Source organism: Thermosipho sp. (in: thermotogales), assembly GCF_020054775.1.
In the GTDB taxonomy this organism is placed as follows: Bacteria; Thermotogota; Thermotogae; order Thermotogales; family Fervidobacteriaceae; genus Thermosipho; species Thermosipho africanus.
The window spans coordinates 17,694-36,604 of the sequence record NZ_JAIHAP010000013.1; the positions used below are offsets into that span (position 1 = coordinate 17,694).

Annotated in this window: 15 protein-coding genes and 6 tRNA genes; 13 read left to right on the top strand and 8 right to left on the bottom strand. The window is 32.5% G+C overall.

The genetic code is table 11. The features are described from left to right. Positions 1–99: 99 nt before the first annotated feature. Together JG780_RS03925 and JG780_RS03930 are read left to right on the top strand one after the other, a co-directional pair. Complete coding sequence (locus JG780_RS03925; protein ID WP_287569263.1) at positions 100–1,242, top strand: pyridoxal-phosphate-dependent aminotransferase family protein; 1,143 nt, start codon at positions 100–102, stop codon at positions 1,240–1,242. Then, positions 1,242–2,153 (top strand): hydroxyacid dehydrogenase, encoded by a 912-nt coding sequence (locus tag JG780_RS03930; RefSeq protein ID WP_012579513.1) that lies wholly within the window; start codon positions 1,242–1,244, stop codon positions 2,151–2,153. The genes JG780_RS03925 and JG780_RS03930 overlap by 1 nt, the downstream gene beginning before the upstream one ends. Before the next feature lie 55 nt (positions 2,154–2,208). Here the strand turns inward: JG780_RS03930 and JG780_RS03935 are convergent. After that, positions 2,209–2,284: transfer RNA gene (locus tag JG780_RS03935), tRNA-Ala, on the bottom strand. A 186-nt stretch (positions 2,285–2,470) separates the two neighbouring features. Between JG780_RS03935 and JG780_RS03940 the strand changes: the two genes are divergently transcribed. From JG780_RS03940 to JG780_RS03990, 11 genes are all read left to right on the top strand, one after another. Continuing rightward, positions 2,471–3,682, top strand: coding sequence for a YgeY family selenium metabolism-linked hydrolase (locus JG780_RS03940; protein WP_287569265.1), 1,212 nt, complete (start codon positions 2,471–2,473; stop codon positions 3,680–3,682). 1 nt (position 3,683) lies between these two features. After that, positions 3,684–4,673, top strand: a complete 990-nt coding sequence (locus JG780_RS03945) for an ornithine carbamoyltransferase (protein ID WP_004104026.1) — start codon at positions 3,684–3,686, stop codon at positions 4,671–4,673. Between the two features lie 2 nt (positions 4,674–4,675). Beyond that, positions 4,676–5,971 (top strand): amidohydrolase family protein, encoded by a 1,296-nt coding sequence (locus JG780_RS03950; protein WP_287569266.1) that lies wholly within the window; start codon positions 4,676–4,678, stop codon positions 5,969–5,971. Positions 5,972–5,975: 4 nt separating this feature from the next. Then, positions 5,976–7,259, top strand: a complete 1,284-nt coding sequence (locus JG780_RS03955; protein WP_287569267.1) for an amidohydrolase family protein — start codon at positions 5,976–5,978, stop codon at positions 7,257–7,259. 19 nt (positions 7,260–7,278) lie between these two features. Continuing rightward, positions 7,279–8,361 carry a 4Fe-4S binding protein gene (locus tag JG780_RS03960; RefSeq protein ID WP_287569268.1) on the top strand — a complete coding sequence of 361 codons (1,083 nt, stop codon included), beginning with the start codon at positions 7,279–7,281 and terminating at the stop codon, positions 8,359–8,361. A 90-nt stretch (positions 8,362–8,451) separates the two neighbouring features. Then, positions 8,452–8,528, top strand: a tRNA-Pro gene (locus tag JG780_RS03965). A gap of 3 nt (positions 8,529–8,531) precedes the next feature. Then, positions 8,532–8,607: transfer RNA gene (locus JG780_RS03970), tRNA-Gly, on the top strand. Positions 8,608–8,619: 12 nt separating this feature from the next. Then, positions 8,620–8,696 (top strand) — tRNA-Arg (locus tag JG780_RS03975). Between the two features lie 24 nt (positions 8,697–8,720). After that, positions 8,721–8,796, top strand: a tRNA-His gene (locus tag JG780_RS03980). A gap of 16 nt (positions 8,797–8,812) precedes the next feature. Then, positions 8,813–8,889: transfer RNA gene (locus JG780_RS03985), tRNA-Arg, on the top strand. Positions 8,890–8,957: 68 nt separating this feature from the next. Then, the gene (locus JG780_RS03990) at positions 8,958–9,221 is read left to right on the top strand and encodes a stage V sporulation protein S (RefSeq protein WP_004104037.1); all 264 of its coding nucleotides are present in this window, start codon (positions 8,958–8,960) and stop codon (positions 9,219–9,221) included. A gap of 62 nt (positions 9,222–9,283) precedes the next feature. Here JG780_RS03990 and JG780_RS03995 read toward each other — a convergent pair whose 3' ends face one another. The 7 genes from JG780_RS03995 to JG780_RS04025 all read right to left on the bottom strand — a co-directional run. After that, the gene (locus JG780_RS03995; RefSeq protein WP_287569271.1) at positions 9,284–10,837 is read right to left on the bottom strand and encodes a bifunctional UDP-sugar hydrolase/5'-nucleotidase; all 1,554 of its coding nucleotides are present in this window, start codon (positions 10,835–10,837) and stop codon (positions 9,284–9,286) included. 27 nt (positions 10,838–10,864) lie between these two features. Continuing rightward, positions 10,865–12,592: an ABC transporter ATP-binding protein gene (locus tag JG780_RS04000; RefSeq protein ID WP_287569273.1), complete on the bottom strand. Its 1,728-nt coding sequence runs from the start codon at positions 12,590–12,592 to the stop codon at positions 10,865–10,867. Positions 12,593–12,598: 6 nt separating this feature from the next. Next, positions 12,599–14,863 (bottom strand): fibronectin type III domain-containing protein, encoded by a 2,265-nt coding sequence (locus JG780_RS04005; RefSeq protein ID WP_287569274.1) that lies wholly within the window; start codon positions 14,861–14,863, stop codon positions 12,599–12,601. 12 nt (positions 14,864–14,875) lie between these two features. Next, positions 14,876–15,487, bottom strand: coding sequence for a hypothetical protein (locus tag JG780_RS04010; RefSeq protein ID WP_287569275.1), 612 nt, complete (start codon positions 15,485–15,487; stop codon positions 14,876–14,878). Positions 15,488–15,499: 12 nt separating this feature from the next. Beyond that, positions 15,500–17,875, bottom strand: a complete 2,376-nt coding sequence (locus JG780_RS04015) for a hypothetical protein (protein WP_287569276.1) — start codon at positions 17,873–17,875, stop codon at positions 15,500–15,502. Next, positions 17,875–18,405, bottom strand: a complete 531-nt coding sequence (locus JG780_RS04020; protein WP_012579523.1) for a bifunctional nuclease family protein — start codon at positions 18,403–18,405, stop codon at positions 17,875–17,877. Before JG780_RS04020 ends, JG780_RS04015 begins: the two co-directional genes overlap by 1 nt. Next, positions 18,386–18,911, bottom strand: a 526-nt coding sequence (locus JG780_RS04025) for a lysophospholipid acyltransferase family protein (RefSeq protein WP_287569277.1), incomplete at its 5' end; no start/stop codon positions are given. The genes JG780_RS04025 and JG780_RS04020, both read right to left, overlap by 20 nt.

An 18,911-nucleotide genomic window follows, 5' to 3' on the forward strand; every position in this document is an offset into this window, starting at 1 on the left:
GTTTATTGAAAAATACTAACAATAAACTCCATTTACAATTCATTTATTTAATTTAAAATTGTAAGTGGTAACTACAAAAAAACTAGGAGGTGTTATCAAATGATCAAAAAGAATTATCTTTTGGCTCCTGGGCCAACTCCAGTCCCATCTGAGATTTTACTAGAAGGCGCTCGTGAAACCATTCACCACAGAACTCCACAATTTGTAAAAATATTAGAAGAAACTTTGAATGAGTTAAAATATCTCTTTCAAACAGAACATAGAGTTTACACACTCCTTTCTTCTGGAACCGGTGCTTTAGAAGCTGCTGTAACAAACCTTTTAAACCCCGGAGACAAAGCAATTATTGTCGAAGCAGGTAAATTTGGAGAAAGATGGAGAGAAATTGCAGAAAGATTTAATGTAAACATTGTATCCATTAAATTGGAATGGGGAGAGGCTGTTACACCAGAACAAATTAAAGAAGCTATTGAAAAACATCCAGATGCAAAAGCTGTATTTACAACATATAGTGAAACATCAACTGGTACAGTTATTGATCTTGAAGGTATCGCAAAAGTTACAAGAGATACAGATGTGGTTCTCGTAACTGATGCTGTTAGTGCACTTCTTGCAGAACCATTAAAGATGGACGAATGGGGAGTAGACGTTGTTGTAAGTGGTTCTCAAAAAGGCGTTATGCTTCCTCCAGGCCTTTCATTTATTGCATTAAATGATAAGGCATGGAAATTAGTAGAAAATTGCAAAAATTCTAATTACTACTTTAACCTCAAAGCATACGCAAAAAAATATCCAGACAATCCATGGACTCCAGGTGTTAACTTAATATACATGTTAAGAAAAGCAATTCAAATGGTTAAAGAAGAAGGAATCGAAAATGTTTGGGAAAGACACAGAATACTTGCAGACGCAACAAGAGCTGCAGTAAAAGCTATGGGGTTAGAACTCTTCTCCAAACGCCCAGGAAACGTTGCTACTGCAGTCAAAGTTCCTGAAGGTGTAGATGGAAATAAATTAACAAAAATAATGAGAGATAAATATGGTGTAACAATTGCAGGTGGGCAAGAACACGTAAAAGGTAAAATCTTTAGAATTTCAACACTCGGTTATTTGAGCATTTTTGACACAATTGTTGGTATCTCTGCACTTGAGTTTGTTTTGAATGAACTTGGATACAAAGTAGAATTTGGTACTGGAGTCAAGGCAGCTCAAGAGGTTCTCTTCAAGGAGGTAAACAAATAATGAGAATACATGTAAATGATCCTCTTGACAAGAGTGCCATGGAAAGGCTCAAGAACTCTGGATACAACGTAACTTCAGAGCACCTTGAAAAAGAAGAGCTAATAAAGGAGATTCCAAATATAGACGTATTAGTAGTAAGAAGTGCAACAAAAGTAACTGCTGACATCATTGAAGCTGGAAAAAATTTAAAAATAATTGCAAGGGCAGGAACTGGACTTGACAACGTTGATGTTGAAAAGGCAAAAGAAAAAGGTATTAAGGTTATAAACACTCCCGGAGCAAATGGAATTTCTGTTGCAGAACTTGCAATTGGGTTAATGATTTCCTGTGCAAGGCATATTGCAAAAGGAACGATTGATCTAAAAAATGGTGAGTGGACAAAAAAACAACTAAAAGGTCACGAACTCTATAAAAGAACAGTTGGAATTATTGGCTTTGGAAACATTGGAAGAGAAGTTGCAAAAAGATTACTTGCTTTTGACATGAGAGTACTTGCATATGATCCTTTTGTTAAAGAAACGGATATGAATGTTGAAATAGTTGATCTTGACACAATATTCAAAGAATCAGATTTTATTACAATTCACGTTCCTCTAACAAATGAAACAAAGCATCTAGTATCAAAAGATGCATTTGAAAAGATGAAAGATGGAGTCATATTAATCAATGCCGCACGCGGCGGAGTAGTTGATGAAGAAGCACTTTACAACGCTCTTATCTCTGGAAAAGTCTATGCAGCTGGTCTTGATGTATTTGAAGTTGAACCTCCAACAGATGAACTAAGAAAAAAACTTCTTGAACTTCCAAATGTTGTTGCAACACCCCACATTGGAGCTTCAACAGTTGAAGCACAATTGAGAGTTGGACAAATAATAGTTGATAAGATCCTTGAAGAAGTTAAAAAGTTGTAATCTCAAAAAGTATAAAACAAAACCTCCACGCAATTAGCGTGGAGGTTTATTTTTTTGGTGGAGCCGATGGGATTTGAACCCACGGCCTCTACCGTGCGAAGGTAGCGCTCTCCCAACTGAGCTACGGCCCCATCACAACTAATAATTTAGCACATTATTTTCTTTTGTCAACAAAACTTTTTATCTTTCTAGTATATTTGTTTTTCACAAATATCCTTTAAAAATACAATTTTCTTTCCATTTTTTCTGTTTTTCATATATTTTTTATAGCTTTAATTCAAACTATAATACAAACAAAAGATATGGGAGGTGTTTTGATGAATAAAGCATTAGAGCTTGCTTATAAATACAAAAATGAAATCGTTAACTTCATGAGTAAACTCATAAAAGCAAAAAGTTACTCTGGACAAGAAAAAGAAGTTGTTCATGTAATAAAAGAGGAAATGGAAAAAGTAGGTTTTGATGAAATTAAAATTGATGGATTAGGAAACATTATTGGAAAGATTGGAAATGGAAAATACAAAATTGCAATGGATGCACACATTGATACCGTAGACGTAGGAAATGAAAAACTCTGGGAAAAAGACCCTTTCAGCGGAGATTTTGATGAAAAATGGGTGTATGGCCGAGGGGCTTCCGATCAAAAAGCCGGAATGTGCTCTATGGTGTATGGTGCAAAAATTTTAAAAGAACTGGGACTTTTTGATGATTTTACACTTTACATAACCGGTACAGTAATGGAAGAAGATTGCGATGGACTTTGCTGGAGATATATTGTAGAAAAAGAACATCTAAAACCTGATTTTGTTGTAATTACTGAACCTACATCGTTAAATATATACAGAGGTCATAGAGGAAGAATCGAATTTAGAATTAGAACTACAGGACTGTCGGCCCATGCAAGCGCACCTGAAAGAGGTGTCAATGCTATTTATAAGATGGCAAAAATAATAAATGAAATTGAAAAATTAAATGAACGTTTAAAAAGCGATTCCTTCCTTGGAAAAGGCACAATTGTTGTTTCTCAAATTTTCTTTAAATCTCCTTCTCATAACGCTGTTCCAGACGAGTGCGAAATACAAATTGATAGAAGAATAACTGAAGGTGAAACAAAAGAGACAGTCTTTGCAGAAATAAAAGATGTATTTAAAAGAGCCGGTATAAAAGATGCTGAAATTATTGAACTTGAATACAAAAAGCCATCCTATACAGGTGAAATTTTCCCAACTGAAAAATACTTTCCAGTTTGGACTTTTCCAGAAGATAGTTTCATAGTGCAAGCAGCAAAAAAAAATTACATCGATGTTTTTGGCAAAAAACCTTTCATAGATAAATGGACATTTTCAACAAATGGTACTGTAACAGCCGGAGTATATGGAATACCGACTGTTGGTTTCGGTCCTGGAGAAGAAAGGTTTGCACATGCACCAAATGAAAAAGTAGAAATAGAGCATCTTGTAAAAGCTGCTGCATTCTATGCAACTTTTCCAAAGACAATTGTTGAACTTTTAAAAACAAGGAGGGGTTAAGATGTCCACATTTTTTAGAGGAAGGCACTTTATAACCACACAAGATTTTACAAACGAAGAAATTGAACTCATGCTAGATCTTGCAAGAGATCTAAAAATTAAATTCAGTCACGGCGAACCAACTCCATACCTTTTGTACAAAACTTTGTTTTTAATATTCTTTGATGAAAGCACAAGAACAAGAAACAGTATGCAAGCCGGTATTGCTCAATTAGGTGGTACAGGAATTTTCTTAACTCCAGACAAAATGCAAATTGCCCATGGTGAAGTTGCAAAAGATACTGGAATAATTCTTTCAAGATTCGGTGATGGTATTGGAATTAGATTCTGTAAATTCGGTGAAGGAAATAAATATTTAAATGAAATGGCAAAACACTCAAAAGCTCCTGTAATGAATTTACAAGATGATGTTTACCATCCTTTCCAGGTAATGGCTGACCTTATGACCATTCAAGAGAGATTCGGAAAAAACTTAAAAGGATTAAAAGTTGGAATTAGTTGGGCATATGCTGAGAGTCATTTAAAACCTTTATCCGTCCCTCAATCTCAAATATTGTTATTTACTAGGTTTGGTATGAATGTAACTTTGGCTTATCCCGAAGGATTTGATCTAATGCCTGACATTGTTGAACAGGCAAAGAAAAATGCGGAAATGTATGGTGGAAAATTAGAAATATCTCATAAAATGGAAGATGCCTTTGTTGATGCTGATATTGTTATTCCTAAAAACTGGGGAGGATTCTTTGTATCAGATAATCCTGATGAAATAAGAGCAGAGCAGGCAAAACATAAAAATTGGATATGTACTGAAGAATTAATGAAACTTACCAAAAAACATTCAATCTACATGCATGCTCTTCCAGCAGACAGAGGAAAGGAAGTTGTTGATAGTGTAATAGACGGCCCACATTCAGTTGTATATGATGAAGCAGAAAATAGGCTCCATACAGCAAAAGCGGTAATGACTTTACTCATGGGAGGAAGATTTTAATAATGTTTGATTTAGGTATCTTAAATGGAAAGTTATATCTTGATGGAAATTTTGTCAATGCAAACTTATATATAAAATCAGGAAAAATTATTGATATATCAACAAGCTTTCAAAAGTGTAAAGAGGAAATTGATGCAACCGGGAAGGTTGTCCTTCCCGGCTTTATTGATCCACACGTTCATTTTGAATTAAACCTCGGTAAATACACTTCTGTTGATGATTTTGAAAGTGGAAGTATTTCAGCATTATTTGGTGGCGTAACTACAATCATTGACTTTTTAGATCCCATTTCAAAAGTTGAAGAGTTAGACATTTTCTTTAAAAAACGTTTAGCAGCTGCTAATAAATCACTTGTTGATTACTCTTTTCATACAACACTTGGAAACTTTGAAGGAGATTTAAATATACTTTTAAGCAAAATAAGAGAGTATGGTATAAATTCAATAAAAATTTTTACCGCATATTCTTCGAGTAATCGAAGAACAAACGACAGATTAATGTTTGAATTGTTTAAAAAAGCAAAAAATCATAAAATTCCAATTTTAATTCATGCAGAAAATGAAGATATGATTACTGAAAATGTTCCAATAAACTTGCATTCAAAAGCAAGGCCGGAAATTTCGGAAATTTCCGAAATAATAAAGATTGCCGAATTTTTGTATCAAACAAATGGTACTGCTTATATTGTTCATACAACTTGCGGAAGTTCAATAGAAGAAGTTAAAAATAGGTTTAATGACATTTTAAACAAAAATATTTTCTTTGAAAGCTGTCCTCACTATTTTTATTTTGATAATAGCGTGTATGATTCTAAAAAAGGTTATTTATTCACTATGACTCCACCTTTGAGAAGCAAAAAAGAGAAACAGAAGTTAAAAAATAACATTGATAATATTTTCTCAATTGGTACTGATCATTGTTCCTTTAACAGCAAAGACAAGCGAAAAAGAAAAACTGGAAATATACCTATGGGTATTGGTGGAATTGAACATTCTTTTGTGCTAATGTATTCAATATTCCATGAGAATATAATAGATAAATTTACCATAAATCCTGCAAGATTTTTTGGACTTTATCCCAGAAAAGGAACTTTACTTCCCGGTGCAGATGCTGATATAGTGATATTTAATCCAAAGTATAATGGAAAAATAAGCATGTCACATACAAAAGCAGATTACGATCTTTACTTAGGAACTCATATTTCCGGAAAAATTGAAAAGGTAATAAAAGATGGTCTTTTAGTTATTAATCAAAACCAATTAGTTAAAAAAGTAAAAGGTAAATTTCTCAGGAGGTAATTATATGAAAGCAATAATCAATGCAAAAATTTTTGATTACGAAAATTACCATGAAAACTATTACATAGTTTTTGATAAAAATATTAAAGAAATTGGACCAATGGAAAATTTTAAAGGTGCGGATCAAATAATAGATGCTAAAGATAATTTGGTTCTACCTGGATTTGTAATTGGACACACACATATTTACTCAACTTTTGCTAGAGGACTAAATCTTCCTTTTAATCCTTTAAATTTTAAAGATATACTTACTCAACTTTGGTGGAAACTTGATTCACAACTTGCAAAAGAGGAAAACTATTACAGTGCTCTTGTTGCAGGAATTGAATTTATCAAAAACGGTGTAACAACAGTAATTGATCATCATGCAAGTGGACTACAAATAAAGGGAAGCTTAAACACATTAAAAAATGCTCTTTGTGATGAAGTTGGATTAAGAGGAATCTTTTGCTTTGAAACCAGTGATAGGTTTAATGTAGGTGAATGCATTGAAGAAAATTTAGAGTTTTTAAAGACGCGTTCTGAAATGCATGCTGGATTATTTGGATTGCATGCTTCATTAAGTTTATCCGATAACACCCTTGAAAAAGTTTCTAAACTTTACAAAGGCCCAATCCATATTCACACTGCTGAAAGTATAGACGACGTTGAAGATTCTCTTTCAAAATACGGGGCGCGTGTTATTACTCGATTAGAAAAGTTTGGTTTGTTGAGAGAAAATTCTATCCTTGCTCATTGTGTTCATACTTCAGAAGAAGAACTTGAATTGATCTCAAAAAATAAATGTTTTGTTGCCTTAAACGTTACATCAAACATGAACAATGCTGTTGGACTACCAAATTACAAATTAATGAAAAAGAAAAACGTTAAAGTTATAGCAGGAAATGATGGTCTAGGATTTAATTTTTCAAGAGAACTTTTAAATCTCTATTTTTCAATGAAGTTAAAAGGAAATTCACCGCTTTCTTTTTCATTTGACGACTTAAAAAGCATAATATCAAATACTTATGAAATTGCAAGCAAACATTTAAACGTAAAATTAGGAAAAATTAAACCTGGATATGCAGCAGATCTAATTATTGTTCCATATACTCCTCCAACTCCTTTAAATAGTGAAAATGCTTTTGGACATGTGATATATGGATTATTTGATAATTTTAGACCTTCTCATGTTATAGTCAACGGAAAAATTTTAATGCAAAATTATGAGACAAATTTGCAAGTAGATGAAATATACAAACAAGCAAGAAAAGTTGCTGAATATCTTTGGAAAAAGTTAAACAAATAAACCAAGGGGGGGAAATTGGATGGATTTATCAACTAATATATCTGGGATAAAAATTGATAACCCAGTTATGCCAGCTTCTGGCCCATTAGTTGGTGACTATGAAAAGTTAATGTTTATTGATTCTATGGGAGTTGGAGCAATTGTTACAAAAACTATATCAACAAAAGCTGCTCAAGTACCAAGGCCATGCATATATGGTGAAAACAACTTTGCAATGAATGCTGAACTTTGGTCGGAATTACCTCCTGAAAAGTGGATTGATGAAATACTCCCAAAACTTAAAAAAAATCTAAAAAAACCCCTAATTGTTAGTGCAGGCTACTCAAAAGAAGATATGGAAAAATTAATACCACAATTAGATCCATTTGCAGATGCATTTGAAATTTCAACGCATTATGTAGGAACAGATTACAACACAATAGCTGAAATAGTTAAGGCTATTAGGAAAAACACAAACAAACCAATCTTTATGAAAATAAGCCCACATATTCCAGATCCAATAGAATTTACAAAAGTTGCAATAGAAAATGGTGCAAATGGAATTGTAGCCATAAATTCTCTTGGGCCGACTATAAAAATAGATATTAAAAATAGAAAAATTCTAATCGGAAATGAAAAGGGACAAGTTTGGATGTCTGGACCTGCAATTAAACCAATAGCACTTTCCATTGTTAAGACTATCCGTGATGCTTTTAAAGATATTACAATAATAGGAGTAGGCGGAATAAAAAGTGCAGATGATGTAATAGAGTTTCTTCTAGCTGGCGCTGATGCAGTTCAACTATTGTCCTCTGCACTTATATATGGAAAAGATATTTATGAAAAGATAATTAATGATTTACCTAAAAAGCTTGAAAAATACAACTTTAAGAGTATTGAAGATGTAAAATCTCAAAGAGTTACTGATTATCAGGCAAAATATACTTCTGACCATCCAATTGTGGATCATCAAAAATGTACTTTATGCAGAATTTGTGAAAGAGTATGTCCATACTTTGCAATAAAAATTGATGAAAAAGTTAACGTAGACAATTCAAAATGTTTTGGATGTGGTCTTTGCGAAAGCAGATGTCCTGTCAAAGCAATAAGTGGCGTGCTATAATATTAAAACAAAAATCTAAAAAAATTTACATTTATAGTATATTGACATAGGTTATTAGTTATGCTATAATCAATATCGGTCTCTGAAATTCGGGGCGTAGCGCAGTTGGCTAGCGCGCCTGTCTTGGGAACAGGAGGCCGCTGGTTCGAGTCCAGTCGCCCCGACCATATGCGGGTGTAGCTCAATTGGTAGAGCATCGGCCTTCCAAGCCGAGGGTTGCGGGTTCGAGTCCCGTCGCCCGCTCCAAAATGAATTTGCGCGCCCGTAGCTCAATAGGATAGAGCACCGGACTTCTAATCCGGGGGTTGTGGGTTCGACTCCCGCCGGGCGCGCCAAAATTTAATATATAACTATTGATGGTGGCTATAGCTCAGCTGGTAGAGCGCCTGACTGTGGATCAGGTGGTCGCGGGTTCAAATCCCGCTAGCCACCCCATTTTTTATTGTATAACGCGCCTGTAGCTCAACTGGATAGAGCGTCGGACTTCGGATCCGAGGGTTGCGGGTTCAAATCCTGCCAGGCGCGCCATACGGGACAGTCCCACTACACAGACTTAGCAAAATTTTACTTAACAACATTGTAAAGGAGGTATTAGTATGGAAGTCCTTAAAGTTGCATCAGGTTCAAATCCAAACAAAGTTGCAGGTGCTCTCGCAGGTGTAATTAGGGAAAAAGGGAAGGCTGAAGTTCAAGCAATTGGTGCAGGTGCTGTAAATCAAGCTGTTAAAGCCATTGCAATTGCAAGAGGTTATTTGGCACCTAGTGGAATTGATCTTGTTTGTGTTCCTGCATTTACCGATGTTAATATCGAAAATGAATCAAGAACTGCTCTTAAATTTATTGTCTTTCCAAGAGAATAACTTAATTTATAATATGAAAAAAGCCCGGTCTTTTTGACCGGGCTTTTATTATTTTTAATTGCTTATTCATTTATTCTAATATATCTTGGTGTGTCATCATAGCTATCAATTTTGCCACCTAATCCTTTTTGAATATATTCTACTACAACGTCAGCTAGTACAAAGCCTGTGTCATATCCTGTTGCTTTTGCTTCTTTAAGCATTGAGTAGCCGTCTCCACCACCAGCCATATAATTATTTGTTACAACTTTATATACCTTGTCCATTTCTAATGATTTTCCATTAACCATTACTTTTGTTACCTTTCCATTTTTGCTTTCAAATGTAAGACCTGCAACATGCAAAAATGCACCTTTTCCTTCTGGTATATTTGCTGCGTATTCTAATACCTTCATTATGTCTGAACCTTTCATCTTCATAACGTATACTGTGTTTCCAAATGGAAGTACTGTTAATATATCCCTAATTGTAATTTTTCCAGGTTCAATAGATGCTCTAATTCCACCACCATTTTGGAAAGCAATATCTGCACCTGTTTTCCAGAGCATTGCATCAGTTATAAGGTGGCCTAGATTTGTATCTCCTGATCTTACATGTGCTCTTTCACCGTCAAGCAATACTTTTGTTTCACCAATTACTGTATCAAGTTTCTTTGAACCAAGTTTTGCAAAGTAATCAAGTGGAACTTTTACATACATTGCTGGCTCATATGGTTTTCCAACGTATTCATAGATAGAATTTCCATTTTCATCTTTACCTTTATACACTTTTAGATTTACTGGAATTGGAGTCCAATTCCATTCTTTTATTTTTCCATTTTCAACATCTAAATCAAGTTTTCCAACAATTTTTCCCCATTCCCATGCTTGAACAACAATTGTATTATTAATAACTTTAGCTTCTTCAAGCTTTGTATGGCTATGTCCATCAATAATTACATCAATGCCATCAACATTTTGTGCAAGTTCTTCAGATGTTGTATAGTTTCCTTCATATTCTTGTCCCATTCCAAGGTGTGTTAATGCGACAACTACATCTGCTTTTTCTCTTAACATAGGAACAAGTTCTTTTGCAACCTCTATGGCATTTCTAAATTCTAAATCTTGGCTGTATAGCGGTTCAAGAATGCTTGTCTCTTCAGTTGTTAAACCAAAAATTGCTACTTTAATTCCACCAACATTTTTGATTATATATGGTGTAAAGAATGGTTTTCCATCTTTATATATATTTGCTGATAAAAATGGGAACTTTGCAATGCTCATTTGATACTTTAAAACATCGCGAGGTTTATCAAATTCGTGATTTCCAACTGCCATAGCATCTAACTTCATCCTGTTGAGTGCGAAAATGTCCGGCAATGCATTTAACAAATCTGATTCCGGAACACCTGTGTTAATATCACCTGCATGCAAGAATAACACGTTTGGATTCTTAGCACGCTCTTCATCAATTATGGATGCTATAACTGCAAATCCACCAATATCTGGGTTATGATATTCACTGAAAGTCCATGCATGACCATGTGTATCGTTTACATGGAAAATGCTTATTTTAACTGCAAATACACTTAATGCTAAAACTACCATCAAAATAACTAAAAACTTCAAATTTCTCATACAAACACCTCCTTTTAGGGTTTAAAATTAACTAAGTTCCTCCTCAATTAATTGTTTTCTATACATTTTTGCATAAAGCCCATTTAAGTTCATTAGTTCATCATGTTTTCCACTTTCAATTATTTCTCCGTTATCAAAAACATAAACCATATCTGCATTTGTCAAAACTTTTAACCTGTGGGTAATAATAACCATGGTTTTATTTTTCATACTTTCCCTCAAAGTTTTAATAATTTTTTCTTCAGTTTCAGGATCTACTGCTGACAAACAATCATCAAATATATATACATCACTATTTCTAATTAAAGCTCTTGCAATCGTAACTCTTTGTTTTTGTCCTCCAGAAAGGGTAACTCCTCTTTCACCAACAACCGTGTCATAACTTTTTGGAAATCTCTCTATATCACTATGAACTGCAGAAAGCATTGCATATTCTTTTACCTGCCATTCATCAAAATCTTCCATTCCAAATGCAATATTATTCTTTAAACTTGTTGAAAACAAAAACGTTTCTTGTGGAACATAGGATATTTTCGTTCTAACAATTTTTGATGGAATATCGTTGATATCATAGCCATTTACAAATACGTGACCTCTTTGAACAGGATAGAGTTTACTTATTATCTTTACTATTGTAGACTTTCCACTTCCTACTGTCCCAACGATTCCAACCAATTGACCTTTTGAAATTCTCATGTTTACGTTTTTCAAAACAAGTCTATCGGATTCTGGATATGCAAAATTTAGATCTTTAATTTCAATGTTGTCAATACTTCCAATTTTTATATCTTGATTTTCAGGTTCGACAACCTTTGATTGTGTATTTAAAATATTCAATACTCTGTTATACGATGCCCTACCATTTTGAATTATATTGATAACCCAACCAATTGCTGTCAAAGGCCAGACTATCATACCAATATAGTTATTGAATGCAAAAAATTCTCCTAATGTAATTTTTTGATTTATAACCATCGGGCCACCATATGCAATGGTTATAAAGTAAGCCATAGAACTAATAAAATGTATTAGCGGCCACATAATTCCCCAAACTTTTATTAGAGAAAGTGTTGCTTTAAAGTTATCCTTTGCCTTAACTTGAAATATTTCTTCAAACTTTGGCAAAATAGAAAACGTTTTTAAAATTCTCACACCATCTATAGATTCTTCAGTAAAACCACTCAAATCAGAAAATGAATCCTGAACCTTTTTTGAACGCTTGTAAATAAATTTTCCAAAAACAAGGGAAATAAGTACTATAAGCGGAAGTGGTATTAAAGCTATAAGTGTTAATTTCCATCCAACGCTAGTTGCCATAAAAAAGATCGTAATTACAGACATAAATGATGCATCGACCATCATCACTATTCCAGGCCCCATCATTCTTTCAATATTGTTCATATCATTTGTAAAATGTGCCATTAAGTCTCCACTTCTATGTTTATCAAAAAACGACATATCAAGTGAAAGAATTTTGTCGTACAAAATTTTTCTTGCCTCATATGTAAACTTTCTGGCACTTCCAATTATAAAAAATCTCCAGAAAAATCTAGTAATAAACATACCAATTGCAATCCCGACAATTCCAAGCGCCATAATTTTTGCAACATTAACATCGGGAGTTTCAACATTTAGACTGTCAACTGCACGGGAAATAAACTTTGGAACAATAAGTTGAAGTGTATCAACAACAATGAGTGTAAATACTCCAGCAAGGTAAAACCAAAATCTTTTCTTTACAAAGTCTTTGATCAAGTGTTTTCACCTCTCAATTTTTCCTATAAATACATCCACATTCCCTATATGCTTGTCAAATAGTCCGCTATGCGAACTAGTATTTCCGATAAATATTATACCATTTTTTGTAATTAATCCATACTTTATTTCATCTTCTTCATATCCACCATTTACAATTGTCCATTTTCCTAAATTTGAAATAAACAAATCTCCAAAACCTTTTGCCGTATAATATGTGTAAAAATCACCATCTCTTGAATTAGTACTTCCAAATAAATAGACATTATCTTTATAAATTTTTATGTCATTGCAAATATCATTACCACTACCACCAAGCAATTTTTCTTCTAAACGTACTCCATCTTCATTGAGTTGTAAATAATAGACATTTGCATCTTCTGTTTCTCCATCTTTATTAAAGTATACCTTTGAAACAATATAGACAAAGCCATCCGTAACATTTAACGCACTTACTGTATCGTTATTTTCCCTACCAAACACTCTTGTAACTTTGGGAGTAAAATTTTTATCTAAGTACATAACAAATATATCTTTCATACCATAATTTTTAGGTATATCTACATCTTTTGACATAGTATTTCCAACAATTACATAACCCTTACTTGTCTTTGCAAAGCTTACAGCTTCATCAAACTTACTTCCACCGTAATTTCTAGTCCAAATTACTTTTCCGTTATAATCAATTTTTTGTATAAAAACATCATTCCAACCATACAAATGTACAAAATCATCCGACCATGTATCACCCAAAATGTAAATACCATCATCACTTAACATTAGCTTTTTAGCAGTATCTTTATATTTTCCCCCATATCTCTTTTTGAAGAGAAAAATACCATTTTTCAATGCAGAAAGGATGTAATCTCCATCTTTGGTATTTGCCAATATATAGAAAACACCATCTTTTTCTTCAACATCGACACCTTCACCTTTAATGTTTAGATCTAAGTTATATTTTCCACTAACATCGCGTAATATGACGTTTTCTCCACTGGTCATTAAAATATATATATCATCATCTATTTGCAAAACATCATTTACAAAATCATCATTTTCTGTGCCAATTACATCAATTATTTCAACTAAAGGACCTGTTTTAAACTCAAAAATAGTACTTTCGACGCTATTTACACCATCTGAAACAACCAACTTCCAAAAATAAGTAGTGTCTGGTAAAAGACCCTTATACTCATAGCTTTTTGCTTTGTAATTAGATACAATCTTTTTTAATTTATCTTTCTCTGTTCCAAGGTACAAAGTTACAGAAGGTTCAGTTTTATCATCTTTAATATTCCACCTAAACACTAGCTTGTCTGAAATTCCACTAAATCCATCCTTTGGAAAAAGAACTTCAAAACTTGGCGGTACATTATCTTTACTTTCAACAAAAATTTCCTTGTAGGGGCTATAAAACCTTTTGCCAGAATCATTTTCAACCCTCAATCTTACCTTATACCTAACCCCTTCTTTAAAATCAGTAAAAAGATAAAAATCTTTATCCAATTTTATTTCTCTTTCTTTATCTGATATTATTTGTAAAAAGTATTTATAGCCCTCTAATCTTTTAAATGAAATCAAAAATCCCTCTTTCTTCTTTGCTATATCAAAAGTTGGTATAAAATCTACCTTTTCTTCTTCACTATTAATTTCAAAATAATTTAATTTTGATTCTGTCACTCCACCAAATTCATCAAAACAAACAATCTTCCAGCTGTATTTACCAGCTGGAAGATTTAACCTGTAAAAATTATTTTTTAAATCTATTTTGTTTACATTGTTTGAAGAATCGTACAAAAATAAAGAATAACTTAGTAGATCATTATCTGGGTCTTTGGCGTTCCATTCAAAACTTACCACATTTTTATCAACACTTGCTTTTACATCTTCCAAAATCGGAAAATTATTAACTATTGTAAATGTAGCAATACTACTTTCAATTAATTTATTTCCAAACTTAGATTGTACTTTCCAATAATAAGTTCCGGGTTTTAGTACTTTTTCCAAGTTATTATCTATACCTGAATAAATCTCTTGCATAGATTCTTTGCTATTTCCAAGAAAGACATGGGAAAACAAAGTAATCTGCCTTTTATAATCAACATCCCAAGAAAATTTTACTTTTCTTTGCTTTAAAATTTCGCTAGCACCCGGAGATTTTAAAACAATTAAAGGAACATCTTTTTTTGAAATTTTAACTATTAATATTAACGAAAATATTGTGAAAAAAACAAAAATAAGATAAATTAGTAATTTCTTTTTATTATCCAATTACATCTCCCCCTAAAAAACAATCACCTTCCAAATCATAGAAAATACAACAGCAAATGCAGGACTTATCCACCAGACATGATCAAATTTTTTTACTTTCCACAGTCTATACATAAATCCTAACAACAACGATAGAAATGCAAAGAAAGGCTTGTTAGCTAAAAAGAAAACAAAAAATGCAAGTCTTTCAGAAATTCCCTCTAAATCTTCAAACATTTCATCCTTTGGGTAAAAATTTCTAAAAAAGTAAGACAAAGCTGTAGTTACAAGAGCCATTCCCAACAGATACAACACAAACTCTCTTGAAAGATAAGAAGTATAAAAATATTTATAAACACTGTAATTAAAAATAAGTGCCAAAATTATGCCTAAAATTTCTATTAAATGATAAAAACTCTCCTTTTTAACCTTTACCCTTAAATAGTCAAGAACAAGGTGAATTGCAATAAAAGTAAATAAAATAACTGGTGCATTTTTGAGCAATGTATCAAAGGTAAATGCAAGTATCGCAAAAACAGACCATATAAGATGTTCAATTAACTTCCAACCTTTTAAATGCCTCAATTTGCTATTGTGAGTAAAACCGTGATCCGCAACATAATGCCCCAAAAATAGATGTATCATTCTATACCTCCTCTAATACTCCCTAACTTTATATTTATAAATGCCATCTTTTGATACTAAATATAAGTATTTACCATCTGTAGCAGAATTTATTACATCAAAATCAAGTTTCTCAATTATCTTTAACACTCTTCTTTCAGGAATATCAACTATGGTAATAAAGTTCTTTCCAATTGTCAAAAAGTAATTTGCAACATGATGGATTTTGATATTTCCTATCCAACCTTCTCCTACGTAGTTTCCTTCTGTAGTACCTATGTCAAAGAATAAAAATCCATAACTACGTGTAACTGACAATACTTCATTTTTGTAAATAATAGCATCAGAAATATCTATACTTTTGTTTTCAAGCTGAGGAACATTTAAAAGAAGTTCTAATTTTGGAACATAAATCTGCTTGTTTGTATAAAAAATCAAATAGTTGTTATCAACTTTAATCCTTCCATATTGTCCTTTCAAGTCCACAATTTTATTACCACGTGGATCCCAGAAGCTTATCATCTCTCCTGCTTGAACAGCAGTATATACACCTTCAGCTGTTGCAAGAAAATCAGAAACGTATACAATATTATATTTCTTTTTAATTGCCGGACTATAGAAATATATCTCGTTTGCCGTTCTAAAAGAAACTCCATCAAAAGTTTCTTTTAAGTTTAAAATTGGTCCATCCATTAATTTAGTTCCGTTTGCAAATAGTCCATCAGGCCCGCCTGTATAAACCACAGACTTGTAAATTGCTATTTGGTTTCCAGGATAATCTAACTTTTCTTCAGATTCTACGACAATTGAATCTGAAATAGTTGCACCAGAAAATCTATAAGGAATTAATTTGGAAAGATATACTTCTTTCTCCTTTTCAGTTTGAGAAACATATTCTCTATACGTATCATCCTTATATTCAGGAACTTTAATCTCATCAAAAGTAAAGAATTCCTTCAACTTTTCTATAAACTCACTCTTTGAATAAAATGTATAAGCATCACCGTCTATTTGAACAAGCTGAACTCCTTCAAGTGTTGCAGAATCAGTTGAGACGATTCCATCACCTTGCCCCTTTATCAACTCAGGATAAAATTTTGCAAGGCCACTTCCTGTAATATCAATCCCAAGTGGAGGTCTTGTACCCATAAAAGAAACTACTTTTACAGAATCTGGAAATTTGAAATTTTCAAATTTTTTTAGTAGCTGAGAGTTTGGTAATATCTCATTCCAATACGTATTTACAGTTTCCAAATACGTAAAAATATGAGTTTGAACTGAAGATACTATATTTTCATCCAAGTTATAGACTTTTGAAAGTGCACTTGGGTTTTTACCATATAAAAGTGATGCAAAATACACAGGGTTTGAAATATTGGTTCCCTTAAAAGGGACAGATACAAAAGCAATTCTTCTTATATTATTTATTTCTGGATGTAAAAGAAGTGTGTAAGTAACTATCAGCCCACCAATGTCTTGTGCAACAATATCAAATTTAAAATTTTTAAACCTCTTCAATTCACTAGCTAGTCTTTCTGCTTCAAATTCTATGTAACTTTTTAGTTCGGATCTTTTAAAGTAATCTGTTACCATATCTTGGTATAACTTTGAGCGTACTTCATACAATGGATAATTGTAAAGCATTATAGTTCTATTTGAAAATGCAACAGACCAAAAATTTAAATCTGAACTTTCATCAGATTTAAAATATCCTTTAAAGTTTCTATCTGTTCCAGGAACTATTAATATTGCAGGCTCTGGGCTCAACTTTTCTACTAAAACTTTAATACCTAGTTCTTGTTTTTTTGGAGTTAAAGCTACAACCCCAATCTTAGAGCTGTGAAAAGACTTAGCTTCTACAAAATATCCTTTTTCATCATAGCCAATGTAGCATCCGGGGAAAACTCTAAATGCACTTCCATCGTCCGGAATATAGGCAAGTGCAACATTGTTATAATCAATTCCCAAAAAATATTTTGCTGGAAAATAATATCTAAAAGTCATAGGAACATACGAAAAATCAGTCTTCCCGTCTGCCGCTTTAACATCGTAAACTACATCTATAAATGGAGCAGATGAGAAAATTCCAGGGTTTGAGTCCTTAGTTAAAGGAATAAGGTTGAATTTTTTTTCATATGGAAAAGCTCCTTTTGGAATATTAACATGTAAATTTTCTATAATGGTTATTTCTTGATTTGGATTAATTTCTATTGCATTCTTGCTTAGTATTCTAGAAAGCAAAATAGACAAAGCAACAGCAATTACAACTATTGAAATAGTTAATATAAACAGAACTTTTCTTTTATAAAACGATTTTAAAAACTCAATTACTTTATTTAATTTTAATTTTTCTTTTAACATCGTAAAAAATGGAGAAATTTTTTCAAGTATTTTCTTTAAAAATCCCATTAATTATCCCCCTGTGAGCCCTTTTTAAATCTTCTTTTAAATTCTTCAATGTCTAAATTTTCAACAAATTTTTTAAATTCTTCATCTTCATCATCAAATTTTTCACCTTCAAAATTTACTGTATGTGTGTTTACAAGCTCATTAGAAACATATATAGGACTTGATGTCTTTAGAGCTAAAATTATTGCATCAGATGGTCTTGCATCAAATTCTATATAATGACCTTCCTCTTCTTCTTCAGGAATTGTTAAATCTTTCAATATAACTCTTGCAAAAAATGTATTATTCTCAATTTTATTTATATAAACTCTCTCTACTTTTGCTTCAAGGCCTTCAATAATATTAATCATCAAATCATGTGTAAGTGGTCTTTCAAAATCTGCGTTTTCAAGCATTAATGCTAATACACTTGCTTCACAAGCTCCTATCCAAATAGGTAATATCTTATTTGTCCCCTCTATCCCCAAAATAACAACAGGTGCGTTGTTTAATTTATCAAGAACAACCGCTTTAACTGTTGCTTTTTTCATTTAAATTCCTCCCCTCCAAAAAATTCACACCTTCTATAATAACATTCCTTACATGCTCCCTTAATTCCTCTTCGTTATCAAATTGATTTGGATCAACTAGCTCATGGATTTTTATATAAATCGGTTTTCTTCTAATAATTAAGCTTTTCTTTGGCAAAACCTCATGCGCACCCCATATTGAAACTGGTAAAATTTTTACTTTATACTTATATGAAATCTCTAAACTTCTATTTTTAAAAGGCAAAATACTTCCATCAGGGCTTCTTGTACCTTCAGGAAATAAAATAAAGTGAACTCCTTCATTTAATTTTTTTACAACTTCTTTTAATGCCATCACTGTTTTTCTAATATTTCCGCGTTCAATTAATACACTGCCTAAATATTTTAAAAACCAATTTATTCCAGGTACCTTTCCAAGTTCTTTTTTTGCAATAAACGCAACAGGGGCCACATAACCTATAATGAGTGGAATGTCAAGTGCACTTTGATGATTGGCTACAACCAAA